General features: G+C 66.7%; 14 protein-coding genes. 11 read left to right on the forward strand and 3 right to left on the reverse strand.

The annotated features are described in order from the left end of the window. Positions 1–31 precede the first annotated feature (31 nt). Positions 32–1444, reverse strand: a complete 1413-nt coding sequence (locus AC1DF4_RS17265) for a lytic transglycosylase (protein WP_476914028.1) — start codon at positions 1442–1444, stop codon at positions 32–34. A 297-nt stretch (positions 1445–1741) separates the two neighbouring features. Between AC1DF4_RS17265 and AC1DF4_RS17270 the strand changes: the two genes are divergently transcribed. Further along, the gene (locus AC1DF4_RS17270; RefSeq protein WP_024367566.1) at positions 1742–2095 is read left to right on the forward strand and encodes an Rv2175c family DNA-binding protein; all 354 of its coding nucleotides are present in this window, start codon (positions 1742–1744) and stop codon (positions 2093–2095) included. A 110-nt stretch (positions 2096–2205) separates the two neighbouring features. On the opposite strand, the gene AC1DF4_RS17275 is transcribed toward AC1DF4_RS17270, so the two are convergent. Next, positions 2206–3300, reverse strand: coding sequence for a polyprenyl synthetase family protein (locus AC1DF4_RS17275; protein ID WP_476914029.1), 1095 nt, complete (start codon positions 3298–3300; stop codon positions 2206–2208). After that, positions 3297–3830 carry a hypothetical protein gene (locus AC1DF4_RS17280; protein WP_476914030.1) on the reverse strand — a complete coding sequence of 178 codons (534 nt, stop codon included), beginning with the start codon at positions 3828–3830 and terminating at the stop codon, positions 3297–3299. The genes AC1DF4_RS17275 and AC1DF4_RS17280 overlap by 4 nt, the downstream gene beginning before the upstream one ends. Positions 3831–3904: 74 nt before the next feature. On the opposite strand from AC1DF4_RS17280, the gene dinB reads away from it, so the two are divergent. From dinB to murD, 10 genes are all read left to right on the forward strand, one after another. Next, positions 3905–5167: a DNA polymerase IV gene (dinB, locus tag AC1DF4_RS17285; protein ID WP_476914031.1), complete on the forward strand. Its 1263-nt coding sequence runs from the start codon at positions 3905–3907 to the stop codon at positions 5165–5167. Between the two features lie 276 nt (positions 5168–5443). Then, positions 5444–5818 (forward strand): DUF3040 domain-containing protein, encoded by a 375-nt coding sequence (locus AC1DF4_RS17290; RefSeq protein WP_476914032.1) that lies wholly within the window; start codon positions 5444–5446, stop codon positions 5816–5818. Positions 5819–6249: 431 nt separating this feature from the next. Beyond that, a complete protein-coding gene (gene mraZ / locus AC1DF4_RS17295; RefSeq protein ID WP_056431195.1) occupies positions 6250–6678 on the forward strand; it encodes a division/cell wall cluster transcriptional repressor MraZ in 429 nt (142 codons plus the stop codon). A 197-nt stretch (positions 6679–6875) separates the two neighbouring features. Next, positions 6876–7874 carry a 16S rRNA (cytosine(1402)-N(4))-methyltransferase RsmH gene (gene rsmH, locus AC1DF4_RS17300; protein ID WP_476914033.1) on the forward strand — a complete coding sequence of 333 codons (999 nt, stop codon included), beginning with the start codon at positions 6876–6878 and terminating at the stop codon, positions 7872–7874. Beyond that, positions 7871–8578 carry a cell division protein FtsL gene (gene ftsL, locus AC1DF4_RS17305; protein WP_476914034.1) on the forward strand — a complete coding sequence of 236 codons (708 nt, stop codon included), beginning with the start codon at positions 7871–7873 and terminating at the stop codon, positions 8576–8578. Before rsmH ends, ftsL begins: the two co-directional genes overlap by 4 nt. 41 nt (positions 8579–8619) lie before the next feature. After that, a complete protein-coding gene (locus AC1DF4_RS17310) occupies positions 8620–10416 on the forward strand; it encodes a peptidoglycan D,D-transpeptidase FtsI family protein (protein ID WP_476914035.1) in 1797 nt (598 codons plus the stop codon). A 124-nt stretch (positions 10417–10540) separates the two neighbouring features. Next, on the forward strand, positions 10541–12199 hold the full coding sequence (locus tag AC1DF4_RS17315) for a UDP-N-acetylmuramoyl-L-alanyl-D-glutamate--2,6-diaminopimelate ligase (protein ID WP_476914036.1): 1659 nt from the start codon (positions 10541–10543) through the stop codon (positions 12197–12199). Positions 12200–12205: 6 nt separating this feature from the next. Continuing rightward, positions 12206–13684 (forward strand): UDP-N-acetylmuramoyl-tripeptide--D-alanyl-D-alanine ligase, encoded by a 1479-nt coding sequence (locus AC1DF4_RS17320; protein ID WP_476914037.1) that lies wholly within the window; start codon positions 12206–12208, stop codon positions 13682–13684. Next, positions 13681–14790, forward strand: a complete 1110-nt coding sequence (gene mraY / locus AC1DF4_RS17325; RefSeq protein ID WP_476914038.1) for a phospho-N-acetylmuramoyl-pentapeptide-transferase — start codon at positions 13681–13683, stop codon at positions 14788–14790. The genes AC1DF4_RS17320 and mraY overlap by 4 nt, the downstream gene beginning before the upstream one ends. After that, the gene (murD, locus tag AC1DF4_RS17330) at positions 14772–16373 is read left to right on the forward strand and encodes a UDP-N-acetylmuramoyl-L-alanine--D-glutamate ligase (protein WP_476914039.1); all 1602 of its coding nucleotides are present in this window, start codon (positions 14772–14774) and stop codon (positions 16371–16373) included. The genes mraY and murD overlap by 19 nt, the downstream gene beginning before the upstream one ends. Positions 16374–16375: the final 2 nt, after the last annotated feature.

Below are 16375 nucleotides of genomic sequence, written 5' to 3' on the forward strand. Positions count from 1 at the left end.
CTGGACGCCGCCGCGTGGCTGGCCGGAACTCCTAGCCGAAGTTCTTCTGGTGGGCCTTGATGGATTCCACGTACTGCTTCGTGTCGTCGTACATGCCGTACTTGCTGACGGAGTACTGGCCCTGGTAGTAACCCGCGATGGCGGTGTCCAGGTCCGGGCTCGTACGGGTCAGCTGGCGGATGATCGCGACGCCCGCCGTGGCGTTGTCATAAGGGTCCAGCAGGTTCAGCTGGCGGCCCACGAGGTCCGAGGCCCACTGGCCCGAGGACGGGATGACCTGCATGGTGCCGATCGCGTTGGCGGGGGAGACCGAGCGGTGGTCGAAGCTCGATTCCTGGAAGGCGAAGGCCAGAGCCAGCGAGGGGTCAACGCCCATACGGCGGGCGGTGTCCGCCACGATCGTCTTCATCTGTTCGCGGGTGGGCACCGGCGAGGCGTTCAGCAGGGCCTTGTTCTGGTTGGCGGAGCTGACGACGGCGGCCGGGTAGGTGAAGCCGAGGAAGGTGCTCGGGACCAGCGGCGTCACCGTGGCAGGCGGCGGGGTGGAAGGGGTTGAGGCCGGAGCGAGGGACGACCCCGGAAGCGCGAGCTTCTGGCCGGGGTAGATGATGCTGCTCATCGTCAGGCGGTTTGCGGAGAGGATGTCCGCGAGTTTGACGCCGTTCCTGGCGGCAATGCCGGAGAGGGTGTCGCCGGCCTTGATGGTGTACGAACCTGATGCGGGTGCCGCAGGGGCCGGGGCCGGGGCAGGGGCGCTCGGCGCCGCCGCCGGGGCTGCCGGTGCAGGTGCCGCCGGGGCGGGTGCCGTAGAGCCGCCGCCGATCTTGATCTGCTGGCCCGGGCGGATGATCGAGCGCATGTTGAGCCCGTTCCAGCCGAAGACCTCTGAGAGCTTGACGCCGTGGCGGGCTGCGATCGCGCTGAGGGTGTCGCCCGGCTTTACGGTGTAGGCGCTGCCGCCCGCAGGTGCCGACGGCGCCGGAGCTGCCGGGGCCGGTGCCGGAGCGGCCGGTGCAGCCGAGCCGTCGAGCTTGATCTTCTGCCCCGGGTAGATGACGGTGTTGGCCTGCAGCCCGTTCAGCTTCAGAACCGCGTAGGTGTCCAGACCGAACTTGCCGGCAATTCCGCTGATCGTGTCGCCGCGGGCGATCGTGTACTCAGCCGGGGCGGATACCTGGGCGGGGCGGAACGCGGACGGAACAGTGGCCGGAACGGAACCGGCCGGAATCAGGGCCGACGCCAGCGACCTGACGGCCTGGCCCTGAGCCTGTGCCTGCATGGCCGCGGCCAGTGTGGCCGGGATGGCGCGGGCGCGGGATTCCGCCGCAGCCGGCTGTGCGATCGCCAAGGAAGAAAGGACTACGGCGGGAAGTGCCGCCGTCGTGGCCGCAATCATCGGCAGGCTGGGCCTCGGGTTGGGCTTTGGCGAACGTGACGTCGTCATGGGGAAGATCCTCTTCTCAGCGTCGAACGCTGCGGGTCTGGCCTGGCTTACTCGTAATTATCGCTGTGACTGGTGTTACCAATGTGACTCAAGTTATCACTGTTACAAATGTGATCCATGTGAATGTCTCACAAATGGGCAAATAGCACAAGAACTGTTTGACATTCCGAAAATGCGCGCGCGTGGAGTGTCGGCCGGGGAAGCGGCACCCTGCCCGTGAGCCGCGTCCGGAGAATGGCAATTTAATAGCCGGGCGTCGACTAGGCGCAGGGCCCGCCGGCATGGCAATCTTGATCCGTGAGTAATGTAGAAAGCCTTGTGGGCGAATGGCTGCCCCTTCCCGATGTCGCGCAGCTCCTGAACGTTTCGATTACAAAGGTTCACGCGCTTCTTGATGAACGTGCGTTGGCTGCATTGAGGGTCGGTGAACGCCGGATCCGTTGCGTTCCTGCCGAATTCATTCAGGACGGTCATGCGGTCGAGAGCCTTAAGGGAACGATTGTGGTCCTCGCGGACGCCGGCTATTCCGACGAGGAACTCATTACCTGGTTGTTTACCCCGGATGAATCGCTGCGTGGCCGGCCAATCGACGCCCTGCGCGAGGGGCGCAAAACGGAAATCCGGCGCCGGGCGCAGTCCCTGGCCTGGTAGCCGCCCCGGAATTTACCGGTCCTTAAACCACTGCGGGCCCTGCACCTCGAATCTGAGGTGCAGGGCCCGCATTTGTTAATGCCGCTGCGTTGTGCGTGTCGCTGCGTGGCTCAGGCCGCGCGGCTGACCGTGGCCTCGGCCAGCTTGCGGAGCGCAGTCTTAGGCAGCTCATCCAGCGGCAGGAGGTCCAGGGCGGAGAAGGCTGCGCGGCCGAATTCCTCGATCAGTGTTTCCGTGGCCTGGAGTGCGCCGCAGTCCACGATGATGCGGCGGATTTCGTCCACGTCTGCGTCGTCCAGCCCGGGGCTGCCGAGCTTCGCGTCGATGAAGGTGGAGTCGGCCTGGCTGGCCAGGTCCAGTGCAAAGGCGATCAGTACGGTCCGCTTGCCTTCACGGAGATCGTCTCCGGCCGGTTTGCCCGTGGTGACAGGGTCGCCGAAGACTCCCAGAACGTCGTCGCGGAGCTGGAAAGCCTCGCCAAGCGGGAGAGCGAATGCCGAGTAGCCCCGCAGCAGCTCGTCGTGGGCGCCGGCCAGTGCGCCGCCCAAAGCCAGTGGATGTTCGGTGGAGTACTTGGCCGACTTGAACCGGATGATGGACTGGGCCCGGCTGACGGCTCCCGCGCGGTCCCGCCTGGGACCCGCGACTTCCTCGAGGATGTCCAGGTACTGTCCTGCCATCACCTCGGCCCGCATCAGGTTGAAGATCAGCCGTGCCCGGCTTCCGGACGCCGCGCTCTGCCCAATTTCGGTAAACGATTCCTCGCTGAAGGACAGGCACAGGTCACCGGTCAGGATGGCGGCCGCGTGGCCGAACCGTTCGCTGTCCAACGCCCAACCCTGAGTCTCGTGCAGGTCGCTAAAGCGCCGGTGGACGCTGGGTCCGCCCCTGCGGGTGTCCGAGCGGTCGATGATGTCGTCATGGATCAGGGCCGCGGCCTGGAAGAGCTCCAGCGCGGAGCCTGCTGTCACCACCTCGCCGGCTCCGGCCTCACCACCGGCGCCGCGCCAGCCCCAGTAGCACATCAATGCCCGCAGGCGCTTTCCGCCGGTGACCAGGTTCGAAATGGATCCCATCAGCGGATCAATGTCCGGGGAAATCGAGGACATCACCGCCTGGCGGGTGGTGAGGAAATCGGTTAGCTTTCCGGCGACGGCGGCAACAAACGCGGTCTGCTCCAGGCGCAGCTGCTCCGCGAGGGTCACTTGACGGACTCGGCGGCGACGTTTGCGCCGATCGTGAAGGTGGAAACCCCGGCGGTTTCCACCACCGAGATGTTGACCGTTTCGTTGTCACCGCGGAGGAAGTCCTTGGACGGTACCGCGCCCACTGCTTCCCCCGGAACGGCCTTGAAGCCTTGTGCCTCAAGTTCCTTCGTGTAGTAGGCGAGCACGTCGGCGGACGGCGCGGAAATGCTGCCGACAAGCGCCACGGTGGCGGGCGCAGTGGTCTTGTCAAAACTGCTGGAGACGACCTTCGCACCAGGCATTACGGGCAGGAGCTTCTCCGGGAACCCGGGAACCATGGCGCCGACCGTGGCCGAGGTGCCGGGTGCGGCGGAGGGGCTGGCCGGAGCTGTGGTGGAGGGCTGGGACGCGGAGGGGGCCGGCGAGGCCGACGAGGAACCCGAGGAAACGGTCTCGGGGTTGGCGGGCGTGCATGCGGCCAGAGCCATCAGCGCGCCTGCCGCCATAACGGCTGCCGCGGCACGGTTGCGCGGTCCAAATACCTTCACAGGGACTTTCCTCCTGGTGTTGACGCCGGATTCAGCCTCCAGTTTAGTCAGTCCCGGGGCATAGGATTGAAGTTGTGGGGCCGGACCAGGATAAACAGCAGCGGGAGCAGTCTCCCCAGGGCGCACCCAGGCGGCTTAGCGAAGCCCAATTGCGCGAGTTCCGGCGGAGCAGCATCATGCACGTGGACATGGACGCGTTCTTTGTCTCCGTGGAGCTGCGCAGCCGGCCGGAACTCGTGGGAAAGCCCGTTATCGTGGGCTACCCCGCGGACCGTTCGGTCGTGCTGTCCGCCTCGTACGAGGCCCGGAAGTTCGGCGTCAGGTCGGCCATGCCGATGGTGGTCGCCATGCGGATGTGTCCCTCCGCTGTCGTTATTGAGCCCAGGCACAAGCTGTACTACGAGGTCTCCGGCCAGATCATGGAGATCTTCGGTTCGATTACCGACCTCGTGGAGCCCCTCAGCGTGGATGAGGCTTTCCTCGACGTCGGGGGAGCGATCCGGCGCCTCGGCCCGCCCCGCGAGATCGGTGAGCTTATCCGCACCCGGGTCCGCAGCGAGTTGGGCATCACCGCGTCCGTGGGAATAGCCGCCAGCAAGTTCGTGGCCAAGATTGCCTCCACCCGGTGCAAGCCGAACGGACTGCTGCTCATTGGGCCCGAGGAGACGGTCCCTTACCTGCACAGCCTTCCGGTCAGCGCCCTCTGGGGTGTCGGGGCCAAGACCGTCGACGTGCTGGCCCGAATGGGCATCCGGACAGTTGCGGACGTCGCGGCGTCCCCGCTGCCGTCCCTGCGGAAGGTCCTCGGCATGTCAGGGGAGCACGTCTACCGCCTGTCGTGGGGGATCGACCCCCGCCCGGTCACCCCTGTCCGGCTGGAGAAGAGCATCGGCGCCGAAGAGACCTTTGCTGTAGACACCGCCGACGAGGCACTGCTGCACCGGGAATTGCTCCGGCTCTCGCACCGGACCGCTGAGCGGCTCCGCAGCGCCGGCATGCACGCCCGTACCGTGGCCCTCAAGCTGCGCTACGCGGACTTCTCCACCATCACCCGCAGCCGCACGGTCAGCACGCCGATCGACAGCGCCCAACTGCTCTACGCCGTCGCTGTCCAGCTGCTGGAATCGCTCGGTGACCGGCCCATGACGGTGCGGCTGGTCGGCATCCGGGCCGAACAGCTCGAGGAAGCCGCGCAGGCGCCCCTGCAGCTGAGCCTTGACCGCAGGGACGACAACTGGCGGGCGGCTGAGCAGGTCCTGGACCAGGTCACCCGGAAATTCGGCACCAAGTCGGTGCTTCCGGCCCGGCTACTGGATCCCGGAAGCAATTCGGGCTGAACTTGGCGGTCCAAAGTCCCCGTCACGAAGTCAAGGGGACGTTCGGCATCTTTCAGAACAGGGCGCAACAAACTATCCTTATTTATACGTAGGTTTGGAACGACTGGATCGAGCGTTCGGACTAATGCAGGACCAGCTGAACACCCCGCAAGGGGCCGTGGAAAACCCCATCCGACCAACGACGGCGAATGGGAACCACGCGCGAATCCCGCACGTTGTGGGTTTAGGGACACTGGCCGCGTCAGTCTGGACGTTGGCCGACTTAAGGAGGTCGTGATGCCGCTCTCGGAGCACGAACAGAAGTTGCTGGAGCAACTTGAGAAGCAGCTGCATGAGGACGATCCCAAGTTCGCCAGCTCGATGGGCTCGGACGCGGGACGTTCATGGTCAACCCGCCATCTGGTGATCGGTGTCCTGGCCACGCTGGCCGGCGTCGTACTCCTGCTCTTCGGCGTGACGATCCAGAACATCTTCGTAGGTGTTCTGGGCTTTGTCGTGATGGGCGCAGGCGTCTACTACGCCACCATGCGCGCTTCGGCTGCCGGCAAAGCCAAAGCCGCGGGCACGGCCCGGAAGTCCGGGAAGCCCAGGAGTTCGTTCATGAGCAATCTTGAGGAACGCTGGGACGAGAGGCACCGCGGGGAATCCTGAGCCCCGAAGGGCCGCCCGTTCCCCCAGTACCGGCCTCCCGGTCCCCGCTTCAAGCCCCCGCCCTCCATTCCCCACCACAGGGACACCGCAGGTGGCATAAAAGACCCGCTTCGGCGGGTCTTTTGCCGTTAAACAGAGAGTTCCTGCCGCCTACCGCGCCGCAGGAACACCGAAAGGACCACCGCGGCCCGCTGCAGGGGCCATGCCCGGCAGCGGACGGCTGCCGCCCTCCCCAGTCCCTCCACTGCGCACCACCGGGCCCACATCCCTGCCATTGCAAGGAACCTGGAGGCAGTCAGTCCCACAAATTGACGCGAAAACCTTCGGCGTGTCGTTGACTGTGGAGGGATGTGGAGTAATGTGGAGGACGTAAGAGGGTAGTGGCAGCACAGGGGACGTTGGGCTTCCTACGAACAGACAGGCGGTGGGCCGTGTTTCTCGGCACACATTCGCCGCGTCTGGACGAAAAAGGTCGAATCATCCTTCCCGCGAAGTTCCGTGAGGAGCTTGCCGGCGGACTGGTTCTCACAAGGGGCCAGGAACGCTGCATCTACGTCTTCAGTGAGGCGGAATTCGGCCGGGTTCACGAGCAAATGCGGGAGGCTCCAATCTCCAACAAGCAGGCTCGTGACTACATCCGGGTCTTCCTCTCTGGAGCCTCCGACGAGGTACCTGACAAGCAGGGGCGCGTGACGATTCCGCCGGCGCTCCGGGAGTACGCAGGACTCGGCAGGGAACTCGCCGTTATTGGTGCAGGAACCCGCGCTGAGATCTGGGACGCCCAGGCCTGGAACGAATACCTCGCAGAAAAGGAAACGGCCTTCTCGGAGACCGACGACGCCATACCGGGGATTCTCTGAAGCCCCACAGGAACCAAGCAGTGCAGCACGATTCTTGATCAAGATCTCCAGCCGCCCATCCAGCTGATTTCCTGGCTCACTTCCCCGGAGCCAGGCGGACGCAGGATAGGCGCGGATGGGGATCTGGACCAAGAAGCGGCCGGCACGGCCCGCAACAGCACTCCAACATTTCAGCCGGACCACGAAAGGACGCAGGCATGACGGACCCTGACCAGGCGAAGCCTACGTCCGAACGGCATGTACCGGTCCTCAAAGACCGGTGCATCAATTTGTTGGCACCCGGATTCGAAGCAGCCCGCAGCCGCGGCGAGACCCCCGTGGTCATCGACGCAACCCTGGGCATGGGCGGCCACTCCGAGGCAATGCTGCAGCGCTTCCCGGATCTGCATCTCATCGGCATCGACCGTGACGAGGAAGCACTGGCCCTGGCGGGGGAGCGGCTCAAGCCCTTCGCCAACCGGACCGACCTGGTGCACGCCGTGTACGACGAAATCCCCGACGTCCTGGCGGACCTCGGCTTCGCGGAGGTCCACGGAGTCCTGATGGACCTCGGGGTCTCCTCGCTCCAGCTGGACGAACGCGAACGCGGCTTCGCCTACTCCTTTGACGCCCCGCTGGACATGCGCATGGACACGAGCCGCGGCCAAACCGCCGCCGACGTCGTCAACAACTACAGCGAAGAGGACCTGGTCCGGATCATCCGGAAGTGGGGCGAGGAGAAGTTCGCCGGCCGCATCGCCAACCGGATTGTCACCGCACGCGCCGGGAAGCCCTTCACCACGACGGGCGAACTCGTCGAGCAGATCCGCGATGTAGTCCCCGCCGGTGCCGCCAAATCCGGCGGACATCCCGCCAAACGCACCTTCCAGGCGCTCCGGATTGAGGTCAACGAGGAACTCGACGTCCTGGAACGCGCCATCCCCGCTGCCATCGACGCGATCGCCGTCGGCGGCCGCGTCGTCGTTATGTCCTACCACTCGCTGGAAGACAAGATCGTCAAGGGCTTCTTCCAGGCCGGTTCCAAATCCTCCGCGCCCCTCGGCTTCCCTGTGGAGCTGGAAGAGCACAAGGCGGAACTGAAAACCCTGACGAAGGGCACCGAAGTGCCCACCGCCGCCGAAATCGCCGAAAATCCACGCGCTGCTTCCGCCAGGCTCCGCGCCGTGGAACGCATCAAAGCCAGGAGGGCCGTATGAGCACCGCCGCTGTCAGCAGATTCCCCGTTGCCACAGGCGCCACGGCCCGCGCCCTCCCCGGGATCACCCCCGGTACCGGTCCCTCCCGGAAGGCGCGCACTCCGCTGTCCCTGGTCCAGTCGGCCCCGCGGAAACGGCGCGCACCGTTCGTTGTGCTGTGCTTCGGCCTCCTCGCCGTCGCCCTCATGGCAGTGCTGGTCCTGAACATCTCCGTCTCGACCGCGCAGTACCAGCTGGTGCAGCTGCGGAGCCAGCAGTCCACCCTGACAAAGCAGAACCAGGACCTGACCCAGCAGGTGCAGAACTTCGACGCCCCGCAGAACCTGGCGGCGAAGGCCACCGAGCTGGGCATGGTCACCTCCACCGGCAAGGGCCAGATCGATCTGTCCACCCTGACCGTCACGGGCAAGGCCAAGCCGGCGGTGAAGGGCGACGCCCCCGGCGCCGTCATCGCCGCCCCGGCCGTCGCGGGCCAGCTCACTGTTGTTCCGCCCGCCACCGTCAATGAGCCCCTCGCGAACCGCAAGCCGGCAGCCGCCGACCCAGCTGCCGCGGCAACCACCCCGGCCGCCGCAGCGCCGGCAGCCGAGGAACCCGCGTCCGAGGCTGTACCGGCCCCGGCTGCACCCGCCCCCGCCGCACCCGCAGTCGAACTCCACGGCGGCTCCGTTCCTGCCCCCGCGCAGAAGGTCCCGGGACAGTAAGCAGGACGGACCACCAGCCAGGCAAGCAGCAAGGAAACATCGTGGCGCAGAACACCGGCAAGGCACGCAAGGCGAAAGCGCCGAGCGCGACCCGGCGGCTGCGCCTGGGCCTTGGCGTCATGCTGACGCTCCTCCTGGTCGTCGGCGGAAAGCTCTTCCTCGTCCAGGGCCTCGACGTCGGAGGCATGGCCGAGGCCGCCCTCCAGAACCGGCTCACACCGGTCGAACTCCCGGCCGAGCGCGGCAGCATCCTGGACGCCAACGGCACTGTCCTTGCCAGCAGCGTGATCCGCTACAACGTCGTTGTGGACCAGAGAGTCAACACCAAGACCGAGTCGTTCCGGCGCTTCGACGAGACCACGGAAGAGCTCGTTAAGGTGTCCCGGGACCAGGGCATCACCGAGCTCGCCGCGCTGCTGGGCATGGAGAATTCCACGCTCAAGGATGCCCTCACCGGGAACCAGCCGTACTACATCGTCGCCAAAGACGTGAAGCCCGACGTCGAGGACCGCATCTCCAAACTCCAGATCCCCGGCATCGTCACTGTTGGCACCAGCAAGCGGGTGTACCCAAACGGCTCGGTGGCCGGCGGGATTGTGGGCTTCCTGAGGGACGGCACAACCGGCCAGGCCGGCCTCGAGCAAACGCAGGACGAGATCCTGAAAGGCACTCCCGGCAAGCGGCTCTTCGAGATCGGTGCCGACGGGCTCCGCATCCCGGTCGGAGTGGACCAGCTGACCCCCGCCGTGAACGGCAAGGACATCAAGCTCACCCTGAACTCGGATCTCCAGTACTTCGCCCAGCAGGCGATCCAAAGCCAGCGGGACAAACTCAGTGCCGAGTGGGGCGTCGTCATCGTGCAGGACATCAAGACCGGCAATATCATCGCCATGGCGGACACCAACTCCCCGGACCCCAACGATCCGGGCAAGGTCGATGCGAAAGACCGCGGTGTCCGTGCCGTCACGGCCGCCTACGAGCCCGGCTCGGTGGAGAAGATGATCACGGCCGCGGCGTTGATCGAGGAGGGTAAGTCGAGCCCGCTGGAGAAGTTCACCATCCCGCCCTCGTACACCGTCGACGGGCAGACGTTTAACGACTCCTTCACCCACGGCACCGAAGACCGGACCCTGGCCGGGATCCTTGGCTGGTCCATGAACACCGGCACCGTCATGGCCGGCCAGCGGCTCAGCAAGGAGCAACGCTACGACTGGCTGAGGAAGTTCGGCATCGGCGAGGCGCCGGATATTGGCCTTCCCGCCGAAGCCACGGGCATCCTGACGCCGCACGAGCAATGGGACGGCCGCCAGGAGTACACCGTGCTGTTCGGCCAGGGCGTCTCTCAGTCCACGCTTCAGACCGTCCGGGCCTTCCAAAGCATCGGCAACAACGGCGTGATGCTCCAGCCGCGGCTGATCGACAGCTACATCACCCCCGACGGCACAGAGGAGAAAGTGCCGGCGCAGGATTCCCGGCAAATTGTCTCCCCGGACACCGCCCGGCAGGTCCGGGACATCCTCGAGAGCGCCGTTACGGAGGGCCAGATCAAGGAAGCGGGGCTGGACGGCTACCGGGTCGGGGCAAAGACCGGCACCTCGCAATCGCCGTGCGACGACGGCACCGCCGGGTTCTGCGGCTTCACGGCGTCAATGGTGGGGATGGCGCCGATGGACGATCCGCGGTTTATTGTTGAAGTGGTCCTGCAACGGCCCAAAGGCGATATCTACGGAATCTCGAACGGACCGGTTTTCCGGTCCGTGTTGAGCCAGGCGCTGCGGACGTATAACGTCCCGCCGTCCACCGGAGAGCCCGTCCGGTTGCCGCAGTACGCCAAGTAGCACCCGCGAGAGAACCAGCACCAGCCCGTCCACCACGAACCTGTACCGGGAAAATGAGCCTGCGGGCCGGAGTGTTCCTCCGCGCGCAGCGCCAGATCCGCCAGCACCACCAACGGAGATCCACTTGTCAGATCAGAATGCCCCCGGCGCTTCCGCCGCGCCGTCCGGTCCCGGATCCACTGCGGGCTTCCGGCCCTCTGCGGTGGCTGCCGTGCCGCTGGCCACCATCGGCGAGTCGATCGGCGTCGTTGTCCCCGGTGCTTCCGGCTCTGTCCTGGTCACCGGGATCTCCCTGAATTCCCGCGCCGTGCTGCCCGGCGACCTGTACGTCGCACTGCCCGGTGCGAGCCGGCACGGTGCCGACTTTGTCTCCCAGGCGGTGGAGGCCGGAGCGGCAGCCGTCCTGACTGACGACGCCGGCGCGCGCCTGCTTGCGTTCTCGCACGACATTGCCGTTCCGGTGCTCCTGGCAGAGGAACCCCGAAGCCTCGTGGGCGGCCTCTCGGCCCTGATTTACCAGAGCCGCCCCCAGGATGAGCAGACCCCGGCCCTTTTCGGCGTCACGGGTACCAACGGCAAAACCACCACCACGTACTTCATCAACGCCCTGCTGCAGGCCCTCGGGCAGAAGACGGGACTGATCGGCACCATCGAGATCCTGGCCGGCGGCGCGCCGATTCCCAGCCTCCTCACGACACCCGAATCCACCGATGTCCACGCCCTGCTGGCTCTGATGCGGGAACGCGGCCTCGACGCCGCCTCCATGGAGGTCTCCTCGCACGCCGTCTCGTTCCACCGCGTGGACGGGGTCGTATTCGACGTCGCCGGCTTCACCAACCTGACCCAGGACCACCTCGACCTGCACGGAAGCATGGACGAGTACTTCCAGACCAAGGCGCGGCTCTTCACCCCGGAACGGGCCCGCCGCGCCGTCGTGACAGTTGACGACGACTGGGGCCGAACGCTGGCCGCCACCGCCGGCATCCCGGTCACCACACTGGCCACCCACGGCGCCGGCGCGGCGGCAGGGACGCCGGCAGCGGCGGACTGGACGGTCACCAACCCGGCCCCGCGCGGACTCGGCACGGACTTCACCCTCCGCCACAGCAGCGGCACGGAACTGCGCGTCCACACCGGGCTGCCCGGCAGCTTCAACGTGGCCAACGCCGCGCTGGCAACGGTCATGGTGCTCGACGGCGGCCACGACGCCGACGCCGTCCAGGCGGCCCTCGACGGGGGCGACCCCTTCACGGTCGCCGTCCCCGGCCGCATGCAGCTCGTCTCCACCGCCCCCGCCGCGGTGGTCGACTTTGCCCACAACCCGGACGCCTTGGCACGGGCACTGGAGGCAGTCCGTTCCCCGGAACCGGGTTCCCGCGTGATCATCGTCTTTGGCGCCACCGGACAACGCGACCAGGGCAAGCGCCCCGCCATGGGTGCCATCGCCGCACGCCTTGCCGACACCGTCATCGTCAGCGACGACGACCCGCACGACGAGGACGCCGCGGCGATCCGTGCCGACGTGATGGCCGGCGCGGTCGGCGCCAAGGAACACGAGGGCCTCGGCTGCACCATCCTGGAGGTTTACCCCCGGGACGCCGCCATCCGGAAAGCCGTGGAACTCGCGGGCCCGGCAGACACCATCCTCGTCGCGGGACGGGGCCACGAAGTGTGGCAGGAAGTCAAGGGTGTCAACCTCGCCCTTGACGACAGGGTGGAGCTCCGCTCCGCCTTGACAGCTCGGGGATTCACCGTTCTCGAAGACCAGCGGATAGAGTCCTAAACCGACATGATTGCATTTACCGCGGCGGAAATCGCCGACATTACCAACGGCCGGCTGGCCGCGGAACCGGGGATAACCCCCGGCTCCGTGGTGACCGACTCCCGGGAAGCCGCACCGGGATCCCTCTACGTGGCCAAGCCGGGGGAGACGGCCGACGGCCACGACTTCGTCGCCGCCGCGTTCAACCGCGGCGCCGTACTGGCGCTCGTCGAGCACGACGTCGCCGACGGGGCCGGGGGCAACTACCCCGCCGTCGTGGTCCAGGACTCGGTCCTCGCGATGGGTGCCCTCGCCGCGGAAGCCGTCCGACGGATCCGTGCCAGCCGCGCGGCCGACGGCGAACCGCTGACCGTGATCGGCATTACCGGTTCCGCCGGGAAAACCACCACCAAGGACCTTCTGGCCGGGATTCTCGCCGCGGAGGGTCCAACAATTGCCCCGCAGGGTTCCTACAACGGCGAAGTCGGCGTTCCGCTCACTGTTTTCAAGGCAGGCGTCGACACCCGTTACCTCGTGATCGAGATGGGTGCCACGGGCGTAGGACACATCAGCTACCTTGCGGAGATGGTCCGCCCCGATATCGGAGTGGTCCTTGGCGTCGGCACGGCCCACGCCGGCGAGTTCGGCGGAGTGGAGAACATCGCCCGCGCCAAGGGCGAACTCGTTGAGGCACTGCCGTCCGCAGGCACCGCCGTCCTCAACCTGGACGACGCGCGGGTGGCCGCCATGGCCGCGCGCACCCGGGCCACCGTCCTTGGCTACACCGCCCAGGCTGCCGGCGACTCAGCAGGGGCCGGGCGGGTCCGTGCGGAGGGCGTCGAGCTGAATGCCGGCGGCTGCCCGGAATTCGAACTTTTCCTGCCCGGTGAGAGCGCCGGGCAGCACGTCACGGCCCGGCTGATCGGCGCGCACCACATCGCCAACCTGCTGGCGGCGGCGGCGGCAGCGCACGCGGCCGGCGTCCCGGCGGCGCGGATCGCCGCGTCCCTCAGCGCCCAAACGGCCGCCAGCCGCTGGCGGATGGAGCGGACCGAGCGGGCCGACGGCGTCACCATCATCAACGATGCCTACAACGCCAACCCGGAATCCATGCGCGCAGCGCTGCGGACCCTCGCCGACCTCGGCCGCGGCCGGCGGACATGGGCCGTGCTGGGCGCGATGCTCGAACTGGGCCCCGATTCCATCCGCGAACACATGGCGGTCGGCACCCAGGTGGTGCGGCTCAATATTTCCCGGCTCGTCGTCGTGGGACGCGAGGCACGCTCGCTCTACGTCTCCGCCGTCAACGAGGGGTCCTGGGGCAACGAATGCGTCTTCGCCGAGACCCCGGACGAGGCCTACGAACTGCTGCAGGCGGAGCTGGAGCCCGGTGACCTGGTGCTCTTCAAGTCGTCCAACAGCATCGGGCTGCGTCATTTGGGCGATCGGATAGCATTACCCCCAGACACTGCCGGAACCGCCACTGAAGGGAGTGCGCTGCTGTGATTGCACTGCTGATGGGCGCTGGACTGGCCTTGCTGTTTGCCTTCCTGGGCACCCCGCTCTTCATCCGTTTCCTGGTCCGGAAGAGCTACGGGCAATTCATCCGGGATGACGGACCCACCACCCACCACACCAAGCGCGGCACCCCCACGATGGGAGGCACCGTCGTCGTCCTGGCGGTGCTCGCGAGCTACGGCATCACGCACCTGATCATGTGGCTGATCAACCCGGCGTCGCCGGGCCCGTCCGCCTCGGCCCTGCTGCTGCTGTTCCTGATGGTCGGCATGGGGCTGGTCGGATTCCTGGATGACTTCATCAAGATCTCCAAGCAGCGGAGCCTGGGCCTGAATGCCAAGGCCAAGCTGATCCTGCAGGCCGCCGTAGGCATCATCTTCGCGATCCTCGCCCTCTATTTCCCGGACGAGAACGGCGTGACGCCCGCGTCGTACCAGATCTCCCTGGTCCGCGACATCCCGTGGCTGAACCTGGCCTTCGCCGGCACGCTCCTGGGCACCATCCTCTTCGTGCTGTGGTCCAACCTGATCATCACCGCCGCCACCAACGGCGTGAACCTCACGGACGGCCTGGACGGACTCGCCGCCGGCGCCTCCATCATGGTGTTCGGCGCCTACACCCTGATGGGCATCTGGCAGAGCAACCAGTCCTGCGGTTCGCCGCGGCAGGCAGGCTCCGGCTGCTACACGGTCCGTGACCCGCTGGACCTTGCCCTGCTCGCCGCCATCCTCAGCGCGGCCTTGGTGGGCTTCCTGTGGTGGAACACCTCACCGGCCAAGATCTTTATGGGGGACACCGGGTCTCTGGCCATCGGCGGCGCCGTCGCCGGCTTCGCGATCCTGTCCCGGACCGAGCTGCTGCTCGCCTTCATCGGCGGCCTCTTCGTGCTCATCACCCTCTCGGTGATCATCCAGGTCGGCTACTTCAAGCTCACCAAGGGCAAGAGATTCTTCAAGATGGCCCCGCTCCAGCACCACTTTGAACTCAAAGGCTGGGCGGAAGTCACCGTCGTCGTCCGGTTCTGGATTCTGTGTGGCCTCTTTGTCGCCGCCGGACTGGGCATCTTCTACGCCGAATGGGTGGTACTGCTGTGACTGGTCCTATTCCCGCGCCCCTCACCACCTCACCCAGGCTCCAGGACCTGGTCACCTGGGACTCCGACTGGGCCGGTCTGCGGGTCGTCGTCACCGGCATCGGTGTCTCCGGCTTCGCCGCCGCGGACACGCTGATCGAACTTGGCGCCCGCGTGGTCGTCGTGGACGCAGCCACCGGCACCACGGCGCAGGCACAGGCAGACACCCTTCGCATCGTCGGGGCCGTGGATGTCCTGCTGGGCGAGGACGCCGTGGAGACTGTCCCGAAAATCGACGGTGTAAAGCCGGACCTGATCGTCACCTCCCCGGGCTGGCGGCCGGACCAGGCCCTGCTCGCCGCAGCCGCGAGGGCCCACATCCCTGTCTGGGGCGACGTCGAACTCGCGTGGCGGGTCCGGGAACGCAAGGGACGCAAGACCGCGGACTGGCTCACCATCACCGGCACCAACGGAAAGACCACCACCGTCGGGCTGACCGAATCGATGCTGCAGGCCGCCGGGCTCAAGGCGATCGCCGTCGGCAACGTCGGCACACCGATCCTTGACGCCCTGCGCGATCCGGTGGACTACGACGTCTTCGCCGTCGAGCTCTCCAGCTTCCAGCTGCACTGGAGCGAGTCCGTTTCCCCGGTGGCGAGCGTCTGCCTGAACGTCGCCGAGGACCACGTGGACTGGCACGGCTCCTACGCGTCCTACCTGGCGGACAAGGCAAAGGTTTACGAAAACACCCAGAAGGCTTGCGTCTACAACGCTGAGCAGATCGAAACCGAACGCATGGTCGAAGAAGCCGACGTCGTCGAAGGCTGCCGCGCGGTGGCCTTCACCACCGTCACGCCGGCCGTCAGCATGCTCGGCGTCGTCGAGGGACTGCTGGTGGACCGCGCGTTCATCGCCGAGCGCAAGGACAGCGCCGCGGAACTTGCGGCCGTGTCCGACCTTGGCGCCGTGGCTCCGCGGCACATGGTGGCCAATGCCCTGGCCGCGGCAGCGTTGGTCCGGGCTTACGGCGTCGAACCGGCCGCCGTCCGCAAGGGTCTGCTGAACTACCTGCCGGGGGACCACCGCATCCAGGTCGTTGCCCGGCACGACGGCGTCCTCTGGGTCAATGACTCCAAAGCCACCAACCCGCATGCGGCCGCGGCATCGCTCTCCGCGTTCGAGGACGTCGTGTGGATCGCGGGCGGGCTCTCCAAAGGCGTGAACTACGACGCGCTCGTCCAGGAGCACGCGCGCCGGCTCAAGGCCGTGGTCCTGATCGGGGCGGACTCCGGCGATCTGCGCTCCGCGCTGCAGCGACACGCGCCGGATGTCCCCGTGATCGGTGAGGGGAAGGGCGAAACTGAACAGGTGCAGACTGCCGGGACGGCCGACGCCGAAGCAGGACCCTCACCGATCTTCGGCGAGACTGTGATGGCTCGGGCTGTTGCCTCGGCGGCGCAGCTTGCCGCCTCCGGGGACACAGTGCTCCTGGCCCCGGCGGCTGCATCCATGGACCAGTTCTCTTCCTACGCTCACCGTGGCGACGCCTTCATTGAAGCTGTCCGCGAGCTCGTGGAAGGGCAGGCTCAGACCAGCAAGGAGTAACT

Source organism: Arthrobacter sp. 05N429 (assembly GCF_056397045.1).

Coding starts and splice junctions, on each gene's coding strand:
- AC1DF4_RS17265 (WP_476914028.1), bottom strand. CDS start 1,444: ATGACGACGTCACGTTCGCCAAAGCCCAACCCGAGGCCCAGCCTGCCG.
- AC1DF4_RS17290 (WP_476914032.1), top strand. CDS start 5,444: ATGCCGCTCTCGGAGCACGAACAGAAGTTGCTGGAGCAACTTGAGAAG.
- rsmH (WP_476914033.1), top strand. CDS start 6,876: ATGACGGACCCTGACCAGGCGAAGCCTACGTCCGAACGGCATGTACCG.
- ftsL (WP_476914034.1), top strand. CDS start 7,871: ATGAGCACCGCCGCTGTCAGCAGATTCCCCGTTGCCACAGGCGCCACG.
- AC1DF4_RS17320 (WP_476914037.1), top strand. CDS start 12,206: ATGATTGCATTTACCGCGGCGGAAATCGCCGACATTACCAACGGCCGG.
- murD (WP_476914039.1), top strand. CDS start 14,772: ATGGGTGGTACTGCTGTGACTGGTCCTATTCCCGCGCCCCTCACCACC.